Origin of the sequence: Paenibacillus tepidiphilus, assembly GCF_008635795.1 — a bacterium.
GTDB classification, from domain to species: Bacteria; Bacillota; Bacilli; order Paenibacillales; family Paenibacillaceae; genus Paenibacillus_AQ; species Paenibacillus_AQ tepidiphilus.
The window spans coordinates 14,625-37,338 of sequence record NZ_VWRQ01000033.1; the positions used below are offsets into that span (position 1 = coordinate 14,625).

Sequence of the window (22,714 nt, forward strand, 5' to 3'; positions counted from 1 at the left end):
CGCGCCAAATTGCAGCTATGGACCATCTAACTTGCCAGTAAGAACAGGTGATGGCAGCGCATAACGTCCTTTGATTTGGCACTCAACATAAAGTATAAACAATCGAAAACAGACTCAACGGATTACACGAATTTCTGACAAGACACTTGTCGTAGGCGCAGACATTTTTAAAGAAACCCACATAGCCCGTGCCGTCGACTTTCGGGGGATTGAACTGGGAAAGGACTGTGTGTTCTCCAATACCCTTACCGGACGGGAGCAACTGGTTCAGTGGATGAAGGGGCTACAGCAGGAGCATGCCAAGAGTGACGTCCTCTTCGGTATCGAGCCTACCGGACACTGCTGATTCACCCTAGCGGAGTATTTGAGAAAACAAGGCATCCCTGTGGTCATTGTCAATCCGCATCATGTACACAAAAGCAAAGAACTGGAAGACAACTAACCAACGAAAAACGACTATAAAAAATGCAAAAGTCATTGCCGATTTAGTGCGTAACGGGAAGTACAAGAGACAGGTATGGATATCCAAAGTGCGATCACAGCAATGAAAACCTGAGAACGAGTGAGCAAACAAGAGGAAATATTAATTTATAGTGGGAGAGTTATAGCGCTTGTATCTTGAATTTTGATTGGTCAAGGTACTAGTACCTTGACCGCATCAAATTGTAGCTAGCATCATCTAACTTGCGAGTAAGGGCTGGAGATGTTTGCCCAAATCGTCCTTAGATTGGACTCGGTCAGTGCACTAGTCTGGTAAAAACCACCGTAAAGGTGAAATTAAGTGGGGATTTCCACTAACCCTGCAATAGAGCTAACACGACAACTTTTAGGTACTGTCCTGCTTTTCGTTAGGTGAGCTTGGTGAGTGGATTGTGGTCGGTTTTCCGCCTACATTTGCCCAGTCTACCTTCACTGAGGCCCATTGTGGTCGGTTTTCCGACTACAATGGGTCTGTTTTACTCCACAGCAAGATATTGTGGTTGATTTTTCGCCTACGTTTGCCCTATTCACCTTCACGGTAGCCTATTGTGGTCGGTTTTTCGCCTACATCTAGAATGATCAGCCGGATTGGGCTGTTTGTCGGCTTGTTCACGTCACGGGAAAGGAACGCAGGTGAATATCCTTAGATTTGGCTTGGTCAAGCTACCAGGATAACGTTATCGCGTAGGTGGACGCACCGCAACGGTCCGTTATTCCAACCGCTGCGGCTTGCCGACACCAGCATCCGGACTTGACGTCATTTGACTGGGATCAATACATTATAATCCTGCCGGCCGCTTCTTCACGGGAATCCAGATTTCACTTCTGTAGTCCGGCAACGAGGTGTCCTTGCTCTCGTTCCACAGAATTTCCGGACCTTCTGCCAGTTCATATCCGGAGGTAGGAAACCACTCGGCATAGATCCGGCCCCACACATTTTGCAGCGTGTCCGGGAACGGCCCCACGGCCTCGAATACTGCCCAGGTAGACGCTTCAACCTCAAGCTGCTCGAACTCCGGCGGACAGTCCCGGGTCGTAGCCACGCCGATATAATGGTCCAGCTCCCCCTTCTCCTCCATCCGTCCTTCCGAGAAATTCACCGAAGCGCTGAGCAGCCCCTGCGGTGCCGTATCGGACAGTTCCTTCAGCGCGGCGATACGCTCCGGATTCAGACTTTGCCACATGACGGCAATTCCGGGATTAACCCCTTCAAAAACAATCGGCACTCTTTTGTACAAGCCGACAATGCGGAATGCTTCCTTCTCTTCCAACCGGTACTTCATTTCTCCGCCTCCTTTGATCGTCAATTGAAAACTCATGCGGGGAAAGGCCTTCAGCGGCTGGCCCGCCGCCCTTGCTTCCGAGGGCGTTACGCCATGGAAGTGTTGAAATGCTTTGGCGAACGCATCCGGCGAGCGGTATCCGTATTTCACAGCGATATCAATAATCCGCAGAGCCGTGCCCTGCAGGTCGAACGCGGCCAGTGTAAGCCGCCGGGCCCGGATATACTCGGAGAGCGGAACACCCGCCAGAAACGAGAACATCCGCTTGAAATGATACTCCGAGCATAAAGCCCTTAGGGCCACCTCCTGATAATCGATCTCCCCGTCCAACTGTTCCTCTACGTAATCCAGAGCATCATTCATACAGGTCAACGGATTCACCGCAGCCACTCCTTTCCTCACATTCAATCTATCAGACTGGGACCCTTCGGGTCCGACATTCAGTGCACGAAATTGACGGATACCGGAATCCGCATACGTTTTGTTATATCTTGAACTTTAACACAAGCTGTATATTTAACCCATTGGGCAACAGTTTCCAAGGAGGTATAGCTTTTGACCCCTTATCAAATGATGCTTATAGCCAACGAATTAATGATAAAAGGCGTACCTGTTTCAGCTAACGAGCAAGCACGCATCGCCGGGACACTCTGGCAAGGCTTAAGCAGTGAGCAAACGGTTAACACCTTCCGGCAATCCCTGAAGACGGCCTTCCATACCGGTTCCGCGAATATAATGATGTCCCCCCGCTATTTCGTCCCACCTGTCCTGAACAAAAAAATGCGAACGTTGACCTGGGTCACGCCGCGGACACACCTCTTCTCTGCAAATGCCTACGAGCTTGAAATTATGCGCCTGCTTGCGTTTATGGATGCTGACAGTGTGCGTCTGCAATCCATGATTAATACAACCGCAGACCGGCTCGATGGCGCATGCTTCGGCCGGTTCTGCGCCGAAGGGGAATGCTATGAGACCTCGCTTGTAGCCCTGCGCTTCACTGCTTCGGTGTTCCCCGACGATCTGCAGCGGATTCAGCCTCTCCTGGATGGAGCAGTCCGTTATCTGGCGGATCATCCAAGGCATTCCGGGACGGTTTTTTATTTCAGGCTGCTCCTATCGGAGCTGCCGCCAGTGACAGCTCTGCCGGTTATTGCCGCCATGAGGGAGCCGCTTCTTCAGCAGCTCTGCAGAAGCTACGTCGCCAACAGCAGCGATGACGTATATGTTAACACCTTGGCCAAATATATCCTGCGTAATTGTCTGGTCCGGCTCCCGGAATATGCATATCTTCAGAACACAGCGCCTTACCTCAGCACCAAAGACGGCCGTATTCATTTCGATATATAAATGCCCGGTGAAATCGTCTATTTACAAAAAATGATGAATGGAGTATTTTAACATTAAGCAATCATTAAACATTGCTTGTTTCAGCTTAATATTCAGTTCGAATTATGATCGGAGGAGCTATGGAAATACCGATTAAAGAAATGCTGTTGAACAATATCTCCTTTGCCTATAACGAGGCTATGGAAATGATCATCGCTATGGGCATGATTGCCTGCGAGGAGCAAATGGAGGCTATAGCCGAGGATTACAAAATTACGCTGGACCCGCAGGCGAGCGCTTATCACGCCCAGGCCAGAGCCAGCCTGTCGCCGCATGCGTACAGGGAATTGCTGTTTTTCTTCGGCTATAACTTTTTGCATAAGGCCATGGACAATGCGTTCTATTACTACATTTGCAAGCACCGAGCTCCGCTGTCCGCCGAAAGCTGGATTGACCTTCTCGCCGAAGAGCCTGCCGAGCGCGCAGTAGCGGAAATGGTCTGCGGCGTGTACTATGACAAATTTGACGAGCTGCTGGACGGCAACGATTGGGAAGCGGTCAAAGGCGACCTGAACAAACTGAGTCAGCTCGTCGCCAAAGTACAGCCGCATACCGAGGTGGCAGGGGCGCAAGCGCCGCTGCTGGAATGTCTCGCTTATCCGGAAGAAACCAAAGGACGGTATCTGCAGCTGCTGCGCGTGTTCTATAAGGATGCCTTTTCACATTGGAAGGAGCCGCTCCGGCAGACATCCGAAGCAGCTGTTAACCATTACCGTAAGCTCTTCCTGGCCAACCCTGAGCGGTTCATCCGCGAAATTAACAAGAATGAGCCGACGCTGTATGAGTTTCCTACTACCTTTCATATCAGCTTTATGGCCCAGGTCAACAATCACTTTCTACAAGCCTATACGGAAGACGGTCCTGTCGGCTGGGTCTTGTTCGGCATTCACAATGAGCGCATCTATGGTCCGGTTGCCGAGCGGGAGAAGACGGAGCTGTTCCTGAAGACCTTCTCGGATAAACGGCGGCTCGATTTCCTATTGCTCCTGCGCAGCCGGCCGCATTACGGACAGGAGATTGCAGCTGCGCTCGGCATTACGCCGGCCGCCGTCAATTATCACGCCAACTTCCTGTTCTTCCTTGATCTTATCGAGCTCAAACGCCAGGATCACCGCCTGTACTATCATCTTCACACCGGGAGACTGCGGGAACTGCTGGCATTGACAGCCAAGGTGATGCTGGAGGAGCAAGAAGAATACCTGTAAAGCACATATTCATTCTATGGGGAGGCCTTTGCTTGAGAAAGTCCTTGCATAACCGTGCTGGCGCCGCAATGAACCACGCTGCCGAACCGCACATCTTCCGCCGCCTGCTAAAGCTGGCTAAGCCTTACTGGGGCTGGTATGTACTGCTGTGCCTCCTTTCACTCGTCAACTCGGTTACCCAAGTCGGGCTGGCGGAGCTGCTGCGGCGTATTATTAATGCTGCCACCAAGCAGGAGATGTCCCTGTTCAGCTCCATTACCGTCCTGGCGTTTGTGATCCTGATCGCGGATGCCACGGCCAGCTTTCTTAGGATGTATATAACGGGAGCTCTCGACGCCAGATCCACCTCCAGACTCCAGGTATCCATGCTCGGGAAGCTGATGAAAGTGAGTTTCAAAGACTTGGACCGCTATCATTCCGCTGACCTGATCAGCCGCATCAACGACTCTGCAGCCGCCGCCCAGCACGGCATCAACCAGAAGACCATCGAAATGTTCGGCTATGTCATGCAGGTTGCCTTATTGATTATGTATCTGCTCTCCCTCCAGCCCGCACTCACCGCCGGCACGCTGGTGATCTGCCTGCTTGTACCGCTGGTTATGCTTCCTTTCAGCTCCCGTATGCGCTCCCTGTATAAGGAGCGCCAGCAGATTGAAGCGGATCAGCAGATGTTCGTTCAGGACACGGTACAAGGAGCTGAGGTTGTGCGCGCGTTCTCTCTCGCCCCCAAACTGCAGCGGCAGTATTCGGAGCGTGTTCAGCAATATCTCCAGGTGCATAAGCGGCTTACCCGACTGGAGGCCATCGGTTATAATTTGCCGTTCACGGTGGTTCTCGGCGGGCTGCTGTTTGTCCTCTCCTACGGCGGATACCTTGTCATCGGGGGGAGGCTTGATGTGGGGGCTGTCGCGGCCTTCCTGATCTGCTTTGAGCAAATTTCCGGCCCCCTCTCGAAGCTGTCCAATCTGTGGACGGAGCTGCAGACCTCGCTCGCCCAGGGCAGCCGGATGTTCGAGCTGCTTGATCTGGAGGAAGAACCTGCGGCCAGCGAAGAGTCAAGAAATGCACGGACCTCCGCCACTCCAAATGAAACTGAGACTGAATACACACGGGGGTATATCCAATTGAAGAGCGTGGGCTTCGGTTATTGCGGGGAGCAAGTGCTGAAGAATATTTCGCTTGCAATCCATCCGGGCAAAGTAACCGCCTTCGCCGGGCCAAGCGGCAGCGGGAAGAGCACGCTGCTGCAGCTTCTGCTCAGGGTCTATCCGCCCGATGAGGGCGTGATCCGCTGCGGCGGGCAGGACTTTGCCGCCATACCGCTGCCGGAATGGCGCCGCCAGCTTGCCTATGTCTCGCAGGAGCCTTATCTGTTCTCCGGCACGCTCTACGATAATATTGCCTGGGGCAATCCCTCCGCCGGCCGGGAGGAAGTCATGGAAGCGGCGCAGAGTGCCGGTATTCATGATTTTATTATGAGCACTACCCGGCAGTATGAGACCGTCATCGGCGAACGGGGGATTACGCTCTCCGGCGGCGAACGGCAGCGGCTGTCGATCGCCAGAGCCTTTGTCCGCCAGCCGAAGCTGCTGCTCCTCGATGAGCCTACAGCGGCACTCGACAGCTATAATGAAGAGATTGTCCAGCAGGCGCTGCGGAAGCTGATGCATGGACGGACCACGGTCGTTATCGCCCATAGATTGTCGACGATTCAGGACGCGGATATGATTTATTATGTCGAGCAGGGCACGATCGCCGAAGCCGGTACCCATCAGGAATTAATTGCCCGCCAAGGCCATTATTATTCAATGGTTGAGAGTATGACTAAGCTGCAGCCTGCAGAGGAACTCCGGGAGGAAGCACTATGAAAGAGACCACGCACTTAAAGCATGGTTTATGGCCCATGTTCCGGCGGCTGCTGCCTTATTCGAAGCCGTATAAGCTCGGACTCGGTGCCGCTGTGCTGACACTGGCCGCCAAGCTGGTGTTCGATGTCGGATTCGCGGCCATTCAGCAGGTCTTTATTGATACGATCAACAGCAGCAGCATGGATTCTCTCACCCGGCTGACCGCTGTCGCTGCGGCTGCATGCGCCATCATTATTGTCTGCCTGATGCTCCAGCACTTCTTCCGGTTTATGACCCAGGGACAAATGTCCTGGGATTTCCGGGCCAGGCTGTTCGCCAGCACGAATAGCCTGCCCTTCCCGCAGCTGCAAGCCATGCACTCCGGGGATTTAACCTCCCGTAACACCAAAGATGCAGGAATGGCTATGGGCCTCTTAAGCGGGGTTATCTATGATCTCGGTTACAATTTGCTGCTCTGCCTCGTCTCCTTCATCTATTTGGCGAGGATGGATGTATGGATTGCTATGCTGGCGCTCGGGTCAGGTCCGGTCGTCTTTCTGTGCGGCCGTTTCTTTGACCGCAGGCTGCGCCGGTTGTCCACGGACATTTACGCCAAGGAAGGAGAACTGCGGGGGATTCTGCAGGAGACGCTGCAGGGCATGAAGGTGGTACGCTCCTTTTCGCTTGAAGAGAAGCTGCTGCAGAAGTATGAGACGGAACGGATGAAGCTGGCCAAGATGCAGCAGCACAGAACGCTGCTGAACGGCCTGCTGTGGCAATCCTCCGCTTTAGTCAACAACCTGGTCATGATTGTCTGCGCCATGCTGATTGCCTGGTCCGCAGTGCACGGCGGCACCTCCGCCGGCGGAGTCCTGGCCTTTATCATACTGATGGGCAGAGTCCAGTGGCCGTTTGTGTTCATGTCGCAGACCTGGGGCGGAATACAGGAAGCGCTGGGCGCCGGGGACCGCGTCTTCGCCGTGATGGATCTGCCGGGCGAAGGGAAGCCGGAGAAGGCTTCATCATCTGAAGCCTCTCTCTCCGCCGGCTCTGCCGCAGCAGTGAACCCGCCGGGGCAGGAATATGCTTTGAGCATTGAGGATCTTTACTTCAGCTATGCTGCCGGCCAGGAAGAGGCGGAACCGCTGTTCTCGGGAATTCAGCTGAGTATCCGCCCTGGCGAGACGGTTGCCGTCGTCGGACCGAGCGGTGCAGGCAAGACGACGCTGGTCCGGCTGTGCTGCGGACTATACGCGCCGGCAGCCGGGCAGATCTCGGTATATGGCCATCCGGTTCAGCACGAGCTGGAGAAAGCCCGGTCACTGATTACGTATGTGCCGCAGACGCCTTATTTATTCTCGGGGACGATCCGTGACAATATTGCCTTCGGCGTCGATTCGGCAGACGACGGGCAAATTGACGAGGCGGTCCGTCTGGCCGGAGCCCAGGAGTTCATCCATAAGCTTCCGCAGGGCCTGGATACGGTGATCGGGGAGCATGGCTCCACCTTGTCCGGCGGACAGCGGCAGCGCCTGGCCATCGCCCGCGCGTTCCTGCGGGGCGCCCCTCTGCTGCTGCTCGATGAAGCGACCTCCGCGCTGGACAACGAATCTGAGCGTATAGTTCAGCAATCGCTGGATCTGCTGATGCAGAACCGGACGACGCTGGTCATCGCCCATCGCCTCTCCACGGTGCGCAGTGCCTCCCGGATTGTCGTTATCGACCAGGGACGCATAGTCGAGGAAGGCAGCCATACCGAGCTGCTGGAGCGTGGCGGGTTATATACGAAGCTCTACCAGATCCAGTTCCGCCCAGAGGAGCAAGAAGACCGGGGCTCAGCAGAACTTGCGCCCGCCACGACCCTGCTGTAGAATCCATGGCTGGAGCAGGAGTCCCACAGATTGCATACATTCGAATAGCATACATTCTGCACCGTTACTGCTCCGGCGTTCACCCGGAGCCTGCCGGTCAAGACACTTCAACCTCCATGCTTTCCAATATCTTGATGAATTCCTGCTTCGTCTCGAGCGCCTTATTATGACGGGTAAAATTCAGATTGAAGAGTTTGTTACCTGAAAAATGTACGTCCATCATTCATGCAAAAAAGGGATGCCTGCTCAGGCATCCCTTTACTCAATCTTCCTGTTATTGAACGGCCGTTTCGCCGGTCACTGTACCGTCAAGGGTAGCCGAATCCTGGGCCTCTGCACTGGCAAAGGTCAGATTGCCGTCAATGGTGGCCGTCTTATCCAGCGTAAAGCCATTGGCTTCAACTACTACATCGCCCTTGATGGTACCACCCTGTACCAGCTGATTCTCACTCTGCACGGTGACTTTAGGGGCAGTCAGTGTGTAGGAATCGGTGATATTGTGCTCGGCATCCTGAGCGTAAAGGGCCAGCTTGCGGTAGACCGCATTCTCGGCTGCTCCCTTGTCATGGAATTCGCCGGATATCACGACATCCTGATCTACCGTGACATCACTCGTTATCGCTACAATCCAGGTCCCCTCCGCGCTGACCGCATGAATGAATGCATCCGCCTCGTTGACAATCGAAGCCGACGAGTTGGCATCCGTCTGTTCGGCCGCCGGTGAAGGGCTGGCTGCTTCGTTCGCCCCGTTGTTATTGCCGTTGCCGCACCCTGCCAGTATCGAGGCAGACACGCCCGCAATTGCCATCAGTTTAATCCATTTGTTCATGAATGATTTCTCCTTTTCCATAATTCTCCCATTTTATGAGGTATACCATAATATAACCATCAGTCCAGATGATAAACAGGTGCCCCCAGCGGAGAAGCCCCGGCGCCTCCGTCTACACTAATATCCGCGCCCTGAATATAAGAAGAATCGTCGGAGGCAAGGAACAATGCGGCCCGGGCAACTTCTTCGGCTTCTCCCAGCCGTCCGAGCGGAATCGAGCGGGACATCACTGCAGCGAACCGTTCCCAGGCTTCAGGCGTCTGATTCCAGATCGGGGTGCGTGTGGCCCCCGGAACCACATTGTTGACGCGGATGCCAAGCGGCGACAGCTCGCCCGCCAGCACTTTGGTCATGCTGCTGACCGCCCCTTTGCTTGCGGCATAGGCGGCATTGCCGGGCCGTCCGGCGCTGGCCAGCACCGAGCCGGTCAAGATGATTGACGCTCCGGCCTGCAAATACGGCAATGCGGCCTGCACCGTGAAGAATACGCCGGTCACGTTAATTCGCAGCACCTCCTCAAACGTAGACCACTCGGTATTGCCGAGAGGTGTCGCTGCTGCAATGCCGGCATTGGCATAGACCACATCAAGCCGGCCGAAGCGTTCTACGGCTGCCCTTGCTGCACGCTCCGAGCTTGCGGGATCAGCAGCATCCGCCTGCACGGCCAGTGCGTTCGCTTCGCCCAGTTCCTCCACAGCCGTTTCCAGTGACGTCAATTTTCGTCCGGTAATGACCACCTTCGCTCCCTCCGCCACAAACAAGCGGGCTGCGGCCAGGCCAATCCCGCTATTGCCGCCCGTAATCAGTGCTACTTTGCCTTCCAATTTCCCCATGTTAATGCCCCCTTTTAAATTTGAGTAATTCTTTTGAGACCAGTCATTCTAGAATAATCAAAAAAATAAAACCTTTTGTTCGCTTGTTCTTTATGTTTCTCAGCATAGCATATTGAGAACGATTGGTAAAGTATTATTTGTACCGTTCGTTCCCGTATAAGACATGAAGCGATGGACAGCAAAAGCCCGCAATCCTCTCTTGTGTTCAGAGTGGGCTGCGGGCTTTCACATACTATTCCAACGTTATAAGTGCTTATTGAACGGCAGTTTCGCCGCTTACGGAACCGTCGATGACAGCGCTTGTCTTCACTTCTTCACTGGCAAAATACAGGTTGCCTTCAATCTTGGCCGACTCATGCAGGTTGAAGCCGTTTGCTTCCACGTATACATCGCCTTTGATCGTTCCGCCCTGCACGCGCAGGTTCTCGCTTTGAACGGTCAGTTTAGGAACAGTCAGCGTATAGGAAGCGGTAATGTTGTGGTCTGCATCCTGGGCATACAAAGCAATTTTACGGTAAACATCGTTCTCGGCCAGGCCCTTGTCATGGAACTCGCCAGCTACTGTTACGTCCTGTTCAACCGTTACGTCGTTCAGCGTAGCTACAATCCAGGTACCTTCAGCACTGACTGCTTTCACAAAAGCATCCGCTTCATTGACGATGGAAGCCGCCGAAGTAGCGTCTGTCTGCTCCGTTGCCGGTGCAGGGCTTGCAGCATCATTCGCCGCGTTGTTGTTATTGCCGCAGCCTGCAAGCAGTGCCGCCGAAATTCCTGCCACCATCAATACCTTTACCAGTTTCATCTCGTTACTCCCCCTAAATTTCTTTTTATAAATTTATTTTATAAACTTATAATATATTAAAATTTAGAGATTGTATAGTGAAATTTTTCACACCATTTTTTTCTTGAATTTAACAAAGCCGGTCCGGACGATGTGAATATTTCCCGGACCGGCTTTGGTATGATTTTATGATATTACTGAACAAATTTGAACCAGTTGAGGTTGAACAAATATCCGCTTGCGCCCGTAAATTTCAGATACAGATTATGCGTACCGGTCGCTCCGCTGAGTGTTGCCGTCTTGGTCGTCCAGGTCTGCCAGCCGCCGGTTCCCGTGACGGGAACCGTTCCCACAAGAGTTCCTGACGGACTGTCCAGCCGGATTTCGATGCTGCCTCCGGCGTTGGCGCTGGCCACTCTTGCCTGAAAGCCGCTGGCCCCCGCGCCAAGGTTAACATTATTGAATACCAGATAATCGCCGTTCTCGATATATCCCACATTCTGGCCGCCCTCTGTACTAATCTCATTCTGTACGCCGGACATGCCGGTGTAGCTTTCCGCCTCCGTTGTTCCGAAAGCGTCGTAAACCTGTGTGCGAAGCCAATCGGCGGCGCTGAGGGTGATTTTGGCAGCCCCGGCATTCTGGTTCACCACGGATACAACGCTGGACAGCGGAAATGTTGTATAGGCATAGGGCAGCCGTTCATTGGTTCCGTAAGTGAAGGTGAACGGGGTTGACGGCGGACTGGACTTGCTCATATTCTCTACTCCGACAATCGCTGAGGACCAGGCCCATTGACCGATGCTGGCTTTGTTATCCCATTTCACGCCTGACGTAAATAAATTAACACCGTTATTATCCCAGCTGCTGCCGGTATAGGAGGTGCCACTGCTGTTCGTTACCGTGGAATTCACAATCAGACTGTGATTCACCGCATCCTTGAACAGCACGTCAAAAGGGGCGTTCATGTTGCCCGTGTCGTCTCCCTGGCGCTCGGCTCCAAGCTGCGGCTCATTGATCTTATTATAGACATTGGTATCCGCCGCGATGGAGGCGCCGTTACGTGCATTCATACCCCGTGCCAGCTTGTCACCGCCATATTTAGAGATCGCAGCCACCGTATCCGTTGCACTCTGATGTGTGGAGTTATCAAAATAGTTGTTGAACAAATGTCCGACACCCTGGCGGATCATCGGCAGGCGTGAGCCGACGTTGGTGTAACGGTTATAGGCCATCGTCAAACGAAGCCTCTGGTTGCCGTCTTTGACCTCAACCCCGTTTGAGCCGACATAGTTGGTAAAATCTTTATCCCCTGAACCAACCAGATGCCCTTTGGAGTGATAAGCCGCATAAGCCATAATCTGATTTTTGCTGGCGCCTTCCTTTCGCATTTTGTAATAAAGACTCGTAGAAGTGTTAAGGGTGCCGGCTGCATATTTCGATTCCATATATTCAATAGACTGATAGATGGAGCTGCTGGAGGAAGGATTCTGGGCAGCCGCAAGCCCGAACTCATTCCAGGAATAGGTCACGTTGCTCGAACCATTCTCCATGTCGATAAGCCCGTCCGCCGCTATGGAGAACTTGCAATGGTCAATCCATACATTGTTGGCCCCGTTCACTTTAATGAAGGACCAGCCCACCTCCTTATGCTCACCGGAATCATCCCATTGCCACATCTCATCAAAATTCAAATTCCGGATAACCATATCATTCACCGAAGCCTGCAGCTTCAGTTCGGCATGCTTGACGGTCTTCCCCGAAGTGGAGAAGATGGTCAGTCCGTCAACATTGCTGATATTCAGCTTCGATACGCCGGAAGTGCTGAGCAGCGGGTTGGTGAACCCGTTGGCAGGGTCCGGATACTTGCTGATAAAGCTGTATTTCGTTTTTTCCGCCGAGGTTAATGCCAGTTCCGTCCAGCCCAGATTCAGCGTATCTGTAACTTCGATCACCTTAACTGCGCCGCTGCCCGCATCCAGAATGGCCTGCAGGAACTCCCTGCCGTTCGCAACCTTTCGGTGATAAGAAGTACCTGCATACGAGCTGCGGTCCTTTACCCCTAACGAAGCATACCCTGGGACTGACAGAAAGCTGTTGTTATAGCTCTTTTCGGTCTTGCTGGCGTTCGGTATAGCGTTAATGACGGCTGCCTGCGCAACGCCGCTTGTTCCGGTGAGCAACGCTGCCGCTACCAGGCAGGCGATGGTCAGAGCAGAGCAATTCTTTTTAACCATGTTCATATCCTCCTTTAATATAGCTACAGATGTTCCCTACTCCACTCTAGTATTCTATTATTTGGTATTTATGGCTTGAATTTTAGCATAACTCATGGTATGAAATTAGACAGAACGCATCGAATAGTAGCCAAAATTTGCACGGGAGGCCGGAAAACCATGCCGCCGTTTTATGAATTTCGGTCCAGCGAGATGAGCGTGATCCGCAACGGTAAACCATTAAGCTTCCCCGCCCATCTGCATAGTTCCATTGAGATCCTTTATGTCTTCTCCGGAGCACAAGCTCTTGAGATCGATGGAATCGCTTACAACATAAATGCCGGCGAAGCTGCAATAATCTTTCCCGATATGATCCACAGCTATCACCGAACCGGGTCCGCGAATACCGAGGCGCTGATCCTAATATTTCACCCAAGGCTTCTGGGAGCCTTGTTTCCCGGCTTGGGCAATGTGCGTCCCCTAGCCCCGCGTCTCCCTCAAGCCTCCATTCATCCGGATGCCCTTTATGCGTTTGAGCATATCCGCAGAGAGGATGACATTACGCTTAAGCTTGGCTGGCTGCACGTGATTATGTCCCATTTGCTGCGACAAATGGAGCTTCAGCCAAGGCAACAGCCTCCGGTTCAGGAGCTGCCGCGCAAGATCATAGAGTTTGTGGCAGAACATTTCACCGAGCCCCTAACACTTGAAGCGCTGGCCGCTGAATTTTGCGTCAGTAAATATTACATCTCACGTATCTTCTCTAATCATATCAAAATGAATTTCCGAAATTATCTCGCCTTGCTTCGCGCAGAATATGCTTCCAAGCTGATCCTCACCACCAATGCTTCCTTGACGAGTATTTGCGGCAATGCGGGCTTTGACAGTCAGCGCACCTTCAACCGCGCATTCCTGGCCATTTACGGGATGCCTCCAGGCAAGTTCCGGGCACAGTGGATAAAGCACCGCCATTGAACGCTGTTATCACTATAAAATAAACCCGGCACCATCCTGAAGACGGTCCGGGTTTGGGACATGTATTCCGTTCATGATATGATACGTGTACATCTCAGGATGACACGGAGGTTACAATGTTATGAATCTGGATCAACTTGCACAAGACCTTGCACCGCTGAACCTTCGCAGCGCTCTGATCAGCCATGCCGGCTTGCTGGTATTCGAGCATTACCGGGACCAGAGCGCGGCGACAGAGCTTTACAGGATCAACTCCTGCACCAAAAGCATTCTCTCGGCGCTAATCTGCATCGCCATGGACCAGGGACTGCTCCCGCCGCTGACGGTCAAGGCCGCCGATTATTTCCCGCAGCTTCGGCAGGACGCCGACAGCCGCAAGCAGGATATCACACTGGAGCATCTGCTCACGATGTCCGCAGGCTTCAACTGGAGCGAGTTCGGCGGAATTAATTCTTTTCCGAAGATGACCCGGACCGGGAACTGGATCGATTATGTATTGCAGCAGCGTCTCCGTGAAGCACCAGGAACCAGAATGGAATACAATTCCGGGGTGTCCCAGCTGTTGGCGTCAATCCTCGTTCAGGTCTCGGGCGTAAGCGCTGCCCGGTTCGCCGAGCTCCATCTGTTCGGTCCGCTCGGGATACAGGAATACCTGTGGCAGACCGACCCGCAGGGCATTCATACCGGCGGCTTCGGGCTGTCCCTGCGGCCTGCCGACCTCTTGGCCTTCGGCGGGCTGTATTTGCGGAAGGGGCTTGCACAGGATGGCAGACGGCTGATCTCAGCGGAGCTGGCCGCACGTTCAACGGCTGCCGCTATCGGAACCGAGCCGCCCCGGCGCGGCCGTTACGGCTGGCATTGGTGGAGCGACAGCTACACAGCGGATCAGGCTACGGCAGGTGCAGCCTCACTGGAGTACTACTACGCACGCGGATACGGAGGGCAATTCGTCTATATTGTGCCTCAGCACGAGACTGTAGTTGTTCTGACCTCGGATCAGCGTATGCCAAGAAAGCAGGCGCCGCCGGATGTATTCCGCAGCTGCATCGCTCCGCGATTGCTCTCCTGCCCGTAATAACGCTTTCAATCTTTGATCAGAAAAATATACTCTACAAACAGCATAAAGCATGCGGTGAACACACCCAGCGAGTTAATCGCCGTCAAAGCGGCAGGGTAGCTCTCCCGCTGGAGCATCGAGAATAAAGAAACCGTCCAGAGCACCAGGAAGAACAGCGGGATCATGCCGTCCACCGCTCCTCCCGCTGTCCGTCTGCCGCGATAGATGAACATAAAGATTTCCGCTGCAGTGTACACAATGAATAATGCAAGCTCCATTTCTGTAACCGAAGCGGGAATATCCAGGGAAAACAGATGCATCAGCACATACTGGACAGCCAGCAATCCAAACAACCAGGCATTGAACGGAACTTTTCGCAGGAACAACACGGAATCGTCTCCTTCTGAACTAAAGTGTAACCGGCAACCGCCCTACACCCTCTTGCTGTGGCAGTCAGCCGATTCGCGTATGATACCGCTTTCAGTTTAGTGGAAAACAAATTCCATTTCTATGAGGTACATCTCACTTCTCATGTAACATGTCCGGAGAACGCACAAATCCCCGCTTACCTTACTACTTAAGGCAACGGGGATTCATGTGGTACAATAACTATTCAATTCAATCATTTCCTCCAGCAACAATTCCATATCCCTGACATGGTAAATGTTATTCAAATTCAAATTTCAGTCTTTCCCGTGCGCTCCCGTTCGGAGATTGTTACTCCATGTCGTAGCATATGGGGTGAGTTCCCGCGTACACGATCCTCACGAGTCACGTTTTCACTGACGCTCCTCCTGATGTGATTATCGTTTAATTGTACGCTTCGCTAACCTTTTTCATTGGAATCATCCTCTTTCTTCCGCAAGTAGCCTTGCTTAAGTGGGGTGTTTCCTGAATCTTGGTTCGCTTGGATTCCCGCATGCCCACGGTCCGCGAAAAGCCGTTGTCACTTCCGGCCCTTCAAGTTGCTGCAGCCGATTCCAGCATGCTTCGCTAACTCAGTACATCGGGGGCCTCTCCTTTCCTTCATTCATTTCTAAATTTAGGAATGAGCTCATCACCCTGACAACCACGCTTACTTGTTATTTGGTTGTTCCTGTGGTGATGACTAAAGTATAACGCATAATTGTTAAAATTTGAAATTCCGTATCATTGGGTTTATCGCCCATATCCCCGATATTCCGTAAACGCTTCATTTTATCCGGCTGAGACTAAGAATTGCTTCATTTTTTAAGCTTTTTCACGGATTTGGTAAACGCTGTGTAAAGTTTGGGCTGTTAATATCTATCTTTATGTGTCATGGAAGATGACTTTACTCAGCTGCCGCTTTTACGCGGGTCGTTCCTTCAGCTCCGCTGTTTTAGCAGTCCGGCTGATCATTCCTAAATGTAGGCGAAAAACCGACCATAAAGGGCTACCGTGAGGGTAAACGGGCCGATTGTAGACGAAAAATCGACCACAATGTCTTGCCGTGGAGAAAAACAGACCCATTGTAGTCAAAAAACCGACCACAATGGGCTGAAGTGAAGGTAGACAGGGCAAACGTAGACGAAAAATCGACTATAATTCAAAGTCCAGTACGTTGACCAAGCCATATTTAAGGACAGTAACGCTGCCGCGCGCAGCTCTTAATCACAAGTTAGATGGTCTCTAGCTGCAGTTTGATGCGGACAAGGTACGGTACTGGCATTGACGCGGGTTGCGGGTTGAAGCTGCTCACGCACCGGTAAGTGCGGTGACTTGCTTCTGCAGCGCTTTGAGCTGCTTATGCATGCCCTCGGCATCTTTTTGCTGCTTCTGCACCACCGTTGTCAGCACAGCGATGATATCCATCAGCACAACCGATTTCTGGTCAGAGGTGGCGAAGATCTGCGGTACCTCCTCGGCGATGAAGCCGATATTCTGCTGCTTGCCGTTATCCTCCTTGTAGCTGAACGTTACCGGCTTCAGCTTGCCCAGCAGCTCGACCGCTTTCTTGACCGGCAGAGCCGTAATGTTGTCTTTGAAGGTCCGGGAGGAGGTCTGGGCAAAGTTGGTGGCCCGCATATTCCCGTCGACATCCAGCCTGTAGCCATCTGCTGCGGTCTTACCGATTCCCACATTACCTGTGCCATCGATGGTCAAAGCAGAGGACAGCTTCGTCAGCTCCGCATGGGTATGGTCGCTGTAGGCCAGCGGCTTCAGGCTGCCGGCAACGCCGGCCTGCCAGGCATCGAGGCCCTCATCCCACAGCAGCTGCGCCTTGGGATCACTGCCTCTGCTGACCGTGAGGCCCTGGCTGACCTCCAGATTTCCGCTCACGGCAACGTCCTTGGCGGTCAGCTTGGCGGTCACCGCCGCATTGGGCGCTGTTAAGGTGCCGCTCACGGAGCCATCCTTCACCGTTAACGTGCCGGTCACTGTAGCGTCCTTGGCGGATAATGCGCCTGTGAATGCTGCGTCTTTGCCGGATAGGAGGCTGCTAATCGCAGCTTCTGCAGCGGTCAATTTGCCGCTGACGGCAACGCTGCCGCCGACGTCCAGCTTGGCGGACGGGCTGGCCGTTCCAATCCCGACGTTGCCGGACACGATCCTCAGCGCCCCGCTTAATTCGGTGAGTTCCTGGTGCGTATGTCCGCTGTACGATAGAGACTTCATGCTGCCGGCAACGCCAAGCTGCCATTCATCAGCCGCTTCATCCCACAGAATCTGCGCCTTCGAATCCGTGCCGCGCTCCACGCTGATGCCCTGGGCCACTGCCAGACTGCCGCTGATTACTGCGTCTTTGGCCGTAAGCTTGCCGGTCACCTGCGCATCCTTCGCACTGAGCGCCGCGCTGATTGAAGCGTTGGCCGCCGTAACGGTTCCGCCCGCGCTGATATCCTTCGCGGTCAGGCTGCCCGTAACCGCAGCTTCGGCAGCGCTGACCTTCCCGCTGACAGCCGCATTGCCGCTGACGTCGAGCTTGACGGCCGGATTTGCCGTACCGATGCCGACATTGCCGGAGACTACCTTCAGCGCGCCGCTTAGTACAGTCAGTTCTTGATGGGTATGCCCGTTATAGGACAGCTGCTTCATATTCCCGGCGACACCAAGCTGCCATTCATCAGCTGCCTCATCCCACAGAATCTGCGCCTTGGGATCCGTGCCGCGCTCCACGCTGAGCCCCTGTCCCACAGCCAGGCTGCCGCTGATCACCGCATCCTTCGCCGTCAGCTTGCCGGTGACGGCGCTGTCCTTGGCGCTCAGCGTTCCGGTGACGGAAGCATCCTTGGATGTCAGCGTTCCGGAAGCAGCGATATCCTTGCCGGATAAGGTGCCCGTGAAGGCAGCGTCTTTGCCGCTCAGAAGGCTGCTGACCGCCGCTTCCGTTACCGTCAGCTTGCCGCTGATACGCGCGGTTCCGCCTACATCCAGCGTGGCTGCCGGAGCTGCTGTCCCGATGCCGACCTTGCCGGCGTCAATGGTGAACACTTCGCTTAAGCCGGCGATTTCCGGATGGGTATGGCCCTTGTATTCAAGGGCCTTCAGCGCATCGGATGCCCCCGCCAGCCACTGGTCCGCACTCTCGTCCCAGATTAGCTGGGCCGCAGGGGCTGTGCCGCCGCGGAATACCTCCAACCCGCCGTTCGTGACAGCCGGTGTCGCCTGTGGAGTGTACTTGTTAACCCGGATAATGCTATCCTCAACCTCCAGCGTTGCCGCGTTGACTGTTACCACATCGCCGTTGACGGTCAGATTGCCATTGACGGTCAAGTCCTTGGATACTACAGCGCTGGCAGCATTTAAAGTACCGGTAACCGCCGCATCGCCTTGTACGCTCAGGTTGGTAACCGCCGCATCGCCCTGTACACTCAGCTTGGTAACCGCCGCTTCACCCCGTACGTCCAGCTTGGCAGCAGGCGAGGCCGTGCCAACCCCTACATTGCCGGCCTTTGTAACCGAGAAAGCCGTGGTATCCGCTGCAACTCTGACATCCAGCGCCGCCAGCGGACTGTTGGTGCCTATGCCGACCTTGCCCTCCTTGTCGGCATACACTGCAACTCCCTTACCGACCGCATCATACAGCGTATTCTGGCTGTCTCTGCCCGCCCCGAACTCCGCCAATGTAACGCCGTTTCCATAGAACCAGGCCTGCTTCTCATTGTCCCAATAGATGGACGCATTCTTCAGCGGGTTACCGTCAGAGCCCACTCCCCGCGTGGCTTCCAGTCTGCTAGCAAGCACCTTGCCGGTAACCTCCAGATTGCCGTTAACCGCCAGATCGGCTGCCTTCACCGGCTTGGTGAAGGATACCTGCTCCTCAAAAGCCGCTTCCTTATGCGCCGTCAGCTTGCCGGAGAAGGAAGCGGCTCCCGCGAATTCCGTCTCGGTACGGAAGACGGCCTTGCCGGCCACATCCAGCGCCTCGGTCGGATTGTCGGTGCCGATGCCCATCCTGCCGCTGCGCGTCAGGCTCAGTACCGTCTTGTTGACTGTGCCCAGCTTCCAGCGGTCCTTGACCCATTTGATCTGGGCATCCGATTCCGTGCCCTGCGGCACTTCCAGCCCCTCGCCGACAATCAGATTGCCGGTGAGAGAGGCACTGGCCGCACTGACAGTACCTGTGAAGATACCGCCTGCTGCCTGCAAATTGCCGGAAGCGCTGATATTGCCTGCTGTATCCACGGTCAGCCCGGCGGCGGCTCCGGCAAGGCCAAGCTTCCATTGATCCTTGTCCTCCTGCCAGGCGATCTGGGCCGCTGCGCCGGCGGTGCCGCGGTAGACTTCAACTGCTCCGCCGGTTGCCGAAGCGGCAGCGGCACCGTCCTTGTTCAGTGTAATCACTGAACTGGCGGCCGTCAGCTTGTCGGACTGAAGATTTACTTCTGCCCCCCGGACCTCCAGGCTTCCGGCAATGGTAGCCGCGCCGCCGATGGTCAGGTCATGGTGAACATCGACATCGCCTTCCGCGCTGGCGCTGAGCGCCAGTATATCCGTCTGCGGATTATACAGCTGGCTATGGATATGCAGGGAGTCGGCATTGCCCGCCTGCGTCAGCTTGTCCCAGGCACTTCCGCTTGCGATCGTCTCCAGCGATGTGCCGATGCCAACCTTCCACTTGCGTTCGCTTTCGTTCCAGACCAGCCGGGCACCCGGCTGGGATTCGCCCCGGAAGACTTCAATTCCGCTCTCGTTCACCGGCGGTTCTTCGCCGGTAAATTTGTTGATCTCGATCATGTTGCTCTCCACGACCAGATCCTCCCGGTTAACCGTAGTGGTGGTCCCCCGGACGAGCAGATTGCCATCCACCGTCAGCTGCCCTTCTACGGCCAGGCCTCCGGAAATATCCGCCCCGTTATTTACGATGAGCGTTCCCTCGATCTCTGCGCTGTTTACAATTTCAACATCGCCGCCGTCTGTCGTCTTCAGCGCCGTATTCCCTTCCCCGTCGCTGAGCGAATTATGGCGGTGCAGGCCATCGGCATCCGAAGACACGCCGCCCGTCAGGGCATCCCAGTTGCTGCCGTAGGCGATATTGGATAAATTATCGCCAAGGCCCAGCTTCCAGCGCAGCTCCTCCTCATCCCAGACCAGCTTGGCGCTGGGATTCTGTCTGCCCCTGTACACTTCAATGCTGCTCTGCTTCAGCAGCGAACCGCTGCTGCCTTCGAACTTGTTCAGCTCGATCCGGTTGCTGGTTACGGCCAGTTCACTCTTGTTAATGAAGGTGGTTGAGCCGGTAACGGTCAGATTACCGTCAATGGTAGCCGATCCGCCTACCTTCAGATTGCCCTGCAGCTCGGCGTCCCCCCCGGTCAGCAGCTTCCCGGCAACTTCGGCATCGCCGGAGGCGGTCACCTTGCCCTGATCATTGACGGTCAGCACTGCCCCGCCGGAAGGGGTCCCGAGCACACTGTGCTTATGCGAGGTGTCCGCAACCGTTCCATTCGTGAGCGCATCCCACTTGTTGCCGTAAGGAATGTCGGACATGCTGCCCGTCACACCGATCCGCCATTTCCGTTCATTCTCACTCCACTCCAGCCGGGCTTGCGGCTTACCGTTCCCCCGGTACACCTCAAGGCCGCCCTTGTCGTCCGCCGCTGCCTCATTCTCCGCCTTGTTGACCGTCAGGAAGCTGTCCGCAAGCTCCTGCTCCACCTTGCGGACGACCACCTCTTCTTCCTTGACGACCAGCTTATTCACGGTCAGCGTCTCGCCGACCATCAGCTCATGCGGAATATGGACATTGCCGTCGGCACCGATCTCCAGCGCCAGCAGGCTGCGGTCTTCGTTATGGAATTGACTATGCGTGTGCAGGTCATCCGCATTGTGAGTGCCGCCCGTCAGCTCTTCCCAGCGCTTCCCGTCCGGGATGTCGGTCATTTCGCTTGGCGAAGACCCGATTTGCCAGGTCCCGGTGGCTTCATTCCAGGCAAGCTTGGCATTCGGCTTCGTTTCGCCGCGCTTAATTTCCAGGCCGCTGCCGGAAGCAATCAGTTTCTGGTCCACCGTCAGCTTGTTCTCGATCACAACATTGCTATCGGTATCTGTGCTGAGCGCCGGAGCCCCTTTACTGTCATATAACCCGCTGTGCTTATGCAGCCCATCCGCACTTGCCCCGCCGCGCAGCCGCTCCCAATCTGCACCGTAGGCGATTTTATGCAGACCGCTGCCCGCCTGGTCGGCCTGACTCTCGGTCCCGATCTTCCAGGCGGCTGCATCCTCGTCCCAGACCAGCTGGGCATTCGGCCGGTTCCCGCGGCTGATCTCAATGCCGCTGCTTAAAGGTCCGGCGTCATTCTTATTCAGGGTAACCATATTGCCGGAGATGACTACCTGGGGCACGTCTAATACCGCCTGCCCGCCGGAGACATCCAGACCGCCGCCGGCTTTGAGCGGGCCTGTAACATTGACGGGGCCGGCCAGTTCGATATCGCCTCCCGCGCTAATCTTGAGCGTTTCCCCGCCGCCCGCCGTCACGGCGAAGGAGCCGTCCACCTCAAGCTGGCCGCTTACTTTCAGCGCCGCGGTATGGACGGGCCCGGTAAATTCGCTTTTCTCGGCATGGATATATAACGTGGAAGTATCCTTGCCATCGTCTGTCTCGGAAGAGCTGAAGTAAGGCTGGGACGGGCCCGCCTCCTGGCCGATGATCAGCTTGCCCGCCTGCAGCGTGGCGCCGCCGACGGCTTTTCTGACCAGCGGGGAACCGTCGATGTCTGTGGTATAGGTATCTTCGACGGCTAAGGTGCCATCCTGAAGGTGCTTCAGCACCACGCGGGCGATTAGAATGTCTTTGCTGGGTTCCTCCGGTTTCTTGGAGCTCGTCTTGATCAGTGGATATTCCCATACATGGATGTTATTCGTTCCGCCTTTGTCAGCATCTGTATCCGTTAATAGCTCGCTGTAGCTGACGGTGATATAAATCTGGTCCGAGGTACTGTAGCCGGCCAAATCCAGATGCAGGCTGGGATGATCGGCGCCGACGACAATTTCCTGGCCGATCTCCTCATTATTCTCGGGGTCCAGCACCCGGTTAATGGCAATCCCCGGCGTAATGGTTACCCTGGTCGGGTCTGTCTTCGACGGTTTAACCTCCAGTCCGTTTACGACCCCCCAATCATGAAAGTACCGGTTATGCAGCCGCTGCAGCCGCTGATGATAGCTCTGATCCAGCTTCAGGTCTTCCTCCTTCAGCAGCAGCCCGTTGAAGTAATTCATCCGTTTGATATCGTTTGGCACTAGTCCCACTCCTCCCGGCTTTTCAAATCAGCCCATGAACCCCTAGTTACTGCGGAAGCACGGCTTCCTCAACATCCTCGGCAATCAGTTCCTCAAGCACCTGTACCGCGCCGCTGATGCGCATTAAGGTATAGCTGAGTCCGCTGCGTTTCTCATCAAGCTCCTGCATCATTTGCCGGCCGGATTCAAGCTCCGCTTTCAAATGTCCAATCCGTGCTTCAATTTGTTCTCTCATCGTTAATTCCTC

14 protein-coding genes and 1 pseudogene are annotated in these 22,714 nt (G+C 54.6%); 7 read left to right on the plus strand and 8 right to left on the minus strand.

What is annotated here, in order from left to right; all coding sequences use genetic code 11:
• Positions 1-87: 87 nt before the first annotated feature.
• Positions 88-506: pseudogene (locus F1379_RS30805) on the plus strand (IS110 family transposase); the annotation flags it as partial.
• A gap of 753 nt (positions 507-1,259) precedes the next feature.
• Here the strand turns inward: F1379_RS30805 and F1379_RS27580 are convergent.
• A complete protein-coding gene (locus F1379_RS27580; protein ID WP_150275683.1) occupies positions 1,260-2,144 on the minus strand; it encodes an AraC family transcriptional regulator in 885 nt (294 codons plus the stop codon).
• Between the two features lie 174 nt (positions 2,145-2,318).
• Between F1379_RS27580 and F1379_RS27585 the strand changes: the two genes are divergently transcribed.
• From F1379_RS27585 to F1379_RS27600, 4 genes are all read left to right on the plus strand, one after another.
• Positions 2,319-3,110 (plus strand): hypothetical protein, encoded by a 792-nt coding sequence (locus tag F1379_RS27585; RefSeq protein ID WP_150275684.1) that lies wholly within the window; start codon positions 2,319-2,321, stop codon positions 3,108-3,110.
• A gap of 119 nt (positions 3,111-3,229) precedes the next feature.
• Entirely contained in the window at positions 3,230-4,354 is a 1,125-nt protein-coding gene (locus F1379_RS27590) for a helix-turn-helix domain-containing protein (RefSeq protein WP_150275685.1), read from the plus strand.
• A gap of 32 nt (positions 4,355-4,386) precedes the next feature.
• Positions 4,387-6,222 carry an ABC transporter ATP-binding protein gene (locus F1379_RS27595; protein WP_150275686.1) on the plus strand — a complete coding sequence of 612 codons (1,836 nt, stop codon included), beginning with the start codon at positions 4,387-4,389 and terminating at the stop codon, positions 6,220-6,222.
• Complete coding sequence (locus F1379_RS27600; protein WP_150275687.1) at positions 6,219-8,072, plus strand: ABC transporter ATP-binding protein; 1,854 nt, start codon at positions 6,219-6,221, stop codon at positions 8,070-8,072. The genes F1379_RS27595 and F1379_RS27600 overlap by 4 nt, the downstream gene beginning before the upstream one ends.
• A gap of 274 nt (positions 8,073-8,346) precedes the next feature.
• Here F1379_RS27600 and F1379_RS27605 read toward each other — a convergent pair whose 3' ends face one another.
• The 4 genes from F1379_RS27605 to F1379_RS27620 form a co-directional block, all read right to left on the minus strand.
• On the minus strand, positions 8,347-8,901 hold the full coding sequence (locus F1379_RS27605; protein ID WP_150275688.1) for a polymer-forming cytoskeletal protein: 555 nt from the start codon (positions 8,899-8,901) through the stop codon (positions 8,347-8,349).
• A 59-nt stretch (positions 8,902-8,960) separates the two neighbouring features.
• Entirely contained in the window at positions 8,961-9,734 is a 774-nt protein-coding gene (locus F1379_RS27610) for an SDR family NAD(P)-dependent oxidoreductase (RefSeq protein WP_150275689.1), read from the minus strand.
• Between the two features lie 253 nt (positions 9,735-9,987).
• Positions 9,988-10,536 (minus strand): polymer-forming cytoskeletal protein, encoded by a 549-nt coding sequence (locus F1379_RS27615; protein ID WP_150275690.1) that lies wholly within the window; start codon positions 10,534-10,536, stop codon positions 9,988-9,990.
• 173 nt (positions 10,537-10,709) lie between these two features.
• Positions 10,710-12,752, minus strand: a complete 2,043-nt coding sequence (locus F1379_RS27620) for a carbohydrate-binding protein (protein WP_150275691.1) — start codon at positions 12,750-12,752, stop codon at positions 10,710-10,712.
• 159 nt (positions 12,753-12,911) lie between these two features.
• Between F1379_RS27620 and F1379_RS27625 the strand changes: the two genes are divergently transcribed.
• Positions 12,912-13,706 carry a helix-turn-helix transcriptional regulator gene (locus tag F1379_RS27625; protein WP_150275692.1) on the plus strand — a complete coding sequence of 265 codons (795 nt, stop codon included), beginning with the start codon at positions 12,912-12,914 and terminating at the stop codon, positions 13,704-13,706.
• A 121-nt stretch (positions 13,707-13,827) separates the two neighbouring features.
• A complete protein-coding gene (locus F1379_RS27630; RefSeq protein WP_150275693.1) occupies positions 13,828-14,781 on the plus strand; it encodes a serine hydrolase domain-containing protein in 954 nt (317 codons plus the stop codon).
• Between the two features lie 8 nt (positions 14,782-14,789).
• Here the strand turns inward: F1379_RS27630 and F1379_RS27635 are convergent, their stop codons facing one another.
• From F1379_RS27635 to F1379_RS27645, 3 genes are all read right to left on the minus strand, one after another.
• Positions 14,790-15,152 carry a hypothetical protein gene (locus F1379_RS27635; protein WP_150275694.1) on the minus strand — a complete coding sequence of 121 codons (363 nt, stop codon included), beginning with the start codon at positions 15,150-15,152 and terminating at the stop codon, positions 14,790-14,792.
• Between the two features lie 1,327 nt (positions 15,153-16,479).
• Positions 16,480-22,467 carry a tail fiber domain-containing protein gene (locus F1379_RS27640; protein ID WP_150275695.1) on the minus strand — a complete coding sequence of 1,996 codons (5,988 nt, stop codon included), beginning with the start codon at positions 22,465-22,467 and terminating at the stop codon, positions 16,480-16,482.
• 46 nt (positions 22,468-22,513) lie between these two features.
• Positions 22,514-22,702, minus strand: a complete 189-nt coding sequence (locus F1379_RS27645; protein ID WP_150275696.1) for a hypothetical protein — start codon at positions 22,700-22,702, stop codon at positions 22,514-22,516.
• Between the last annotated feature and the right edge of the window lie 12 nt (positions 22,703-22,714).

Coding starts and splice junctions, on each gene's coding strand:
- F1379_RS27590 (WP_150275685.1), top strand. CDS start 3,230: ATGGAAATACCGATTAAAGAAATGCTGTTGAACAATATCTCCTTTGCC.
- F1379_RS27600 (WP_150275687.1), top strand. CDS start 6,219: ATGAAAGAGACCACGCACTTAAAGCATGGTTTATGGCCCATGTTCCGG.
- F1379_RS27605 (WP_150275688.1), bottom strand. CDS start 8,901: ATGAACAAATGGATTAAACTGATGGCAATTGCGGGCGTGTCTGCCTCG.
- F1379_RS27610 (WP_150275689.1), bottom strand. CDS start 9,734: ATGGGGAAATTGGAAGGCAAAGTAGCACTGATTACGGGCGGCAATAGC.
- F1379_RS27615 (WP_150275690.1), bottom strand. CDS start 10,536: ATGAAACTGGTAAAGGTATTGATGGTGGCAGGAATTTCGGCGGCACTG.
- F1379_RS27620 (WP_150275691.1), bottom strand. CDS start 12,752: ATGGTTAAAAAGAATTGCTCTGCTCTGACCATCGCCTGCCTGGTAGCG.
- F1379_RS27625 (WP_150275692.1), top strand. CDS start 12,912: ATGCCGCCGTTTTATGAATTTCGGTCCAGCGAGATGAGCGTGATCCGC.
- F1379_RS27630 (WP_150275693.1), top strand. CDS start 13,828: ATGAATCTGGATCAACTTGCACAAGACCTTGCACCGCTGAACCTTCGC.
- F1379_RS27645 (WP_150275696.1), bottom strand. CDS start 22,702: ATGAGAGAACAAATTGAAGCACGGATTGGACATTTGAAAGCGGAGCTT.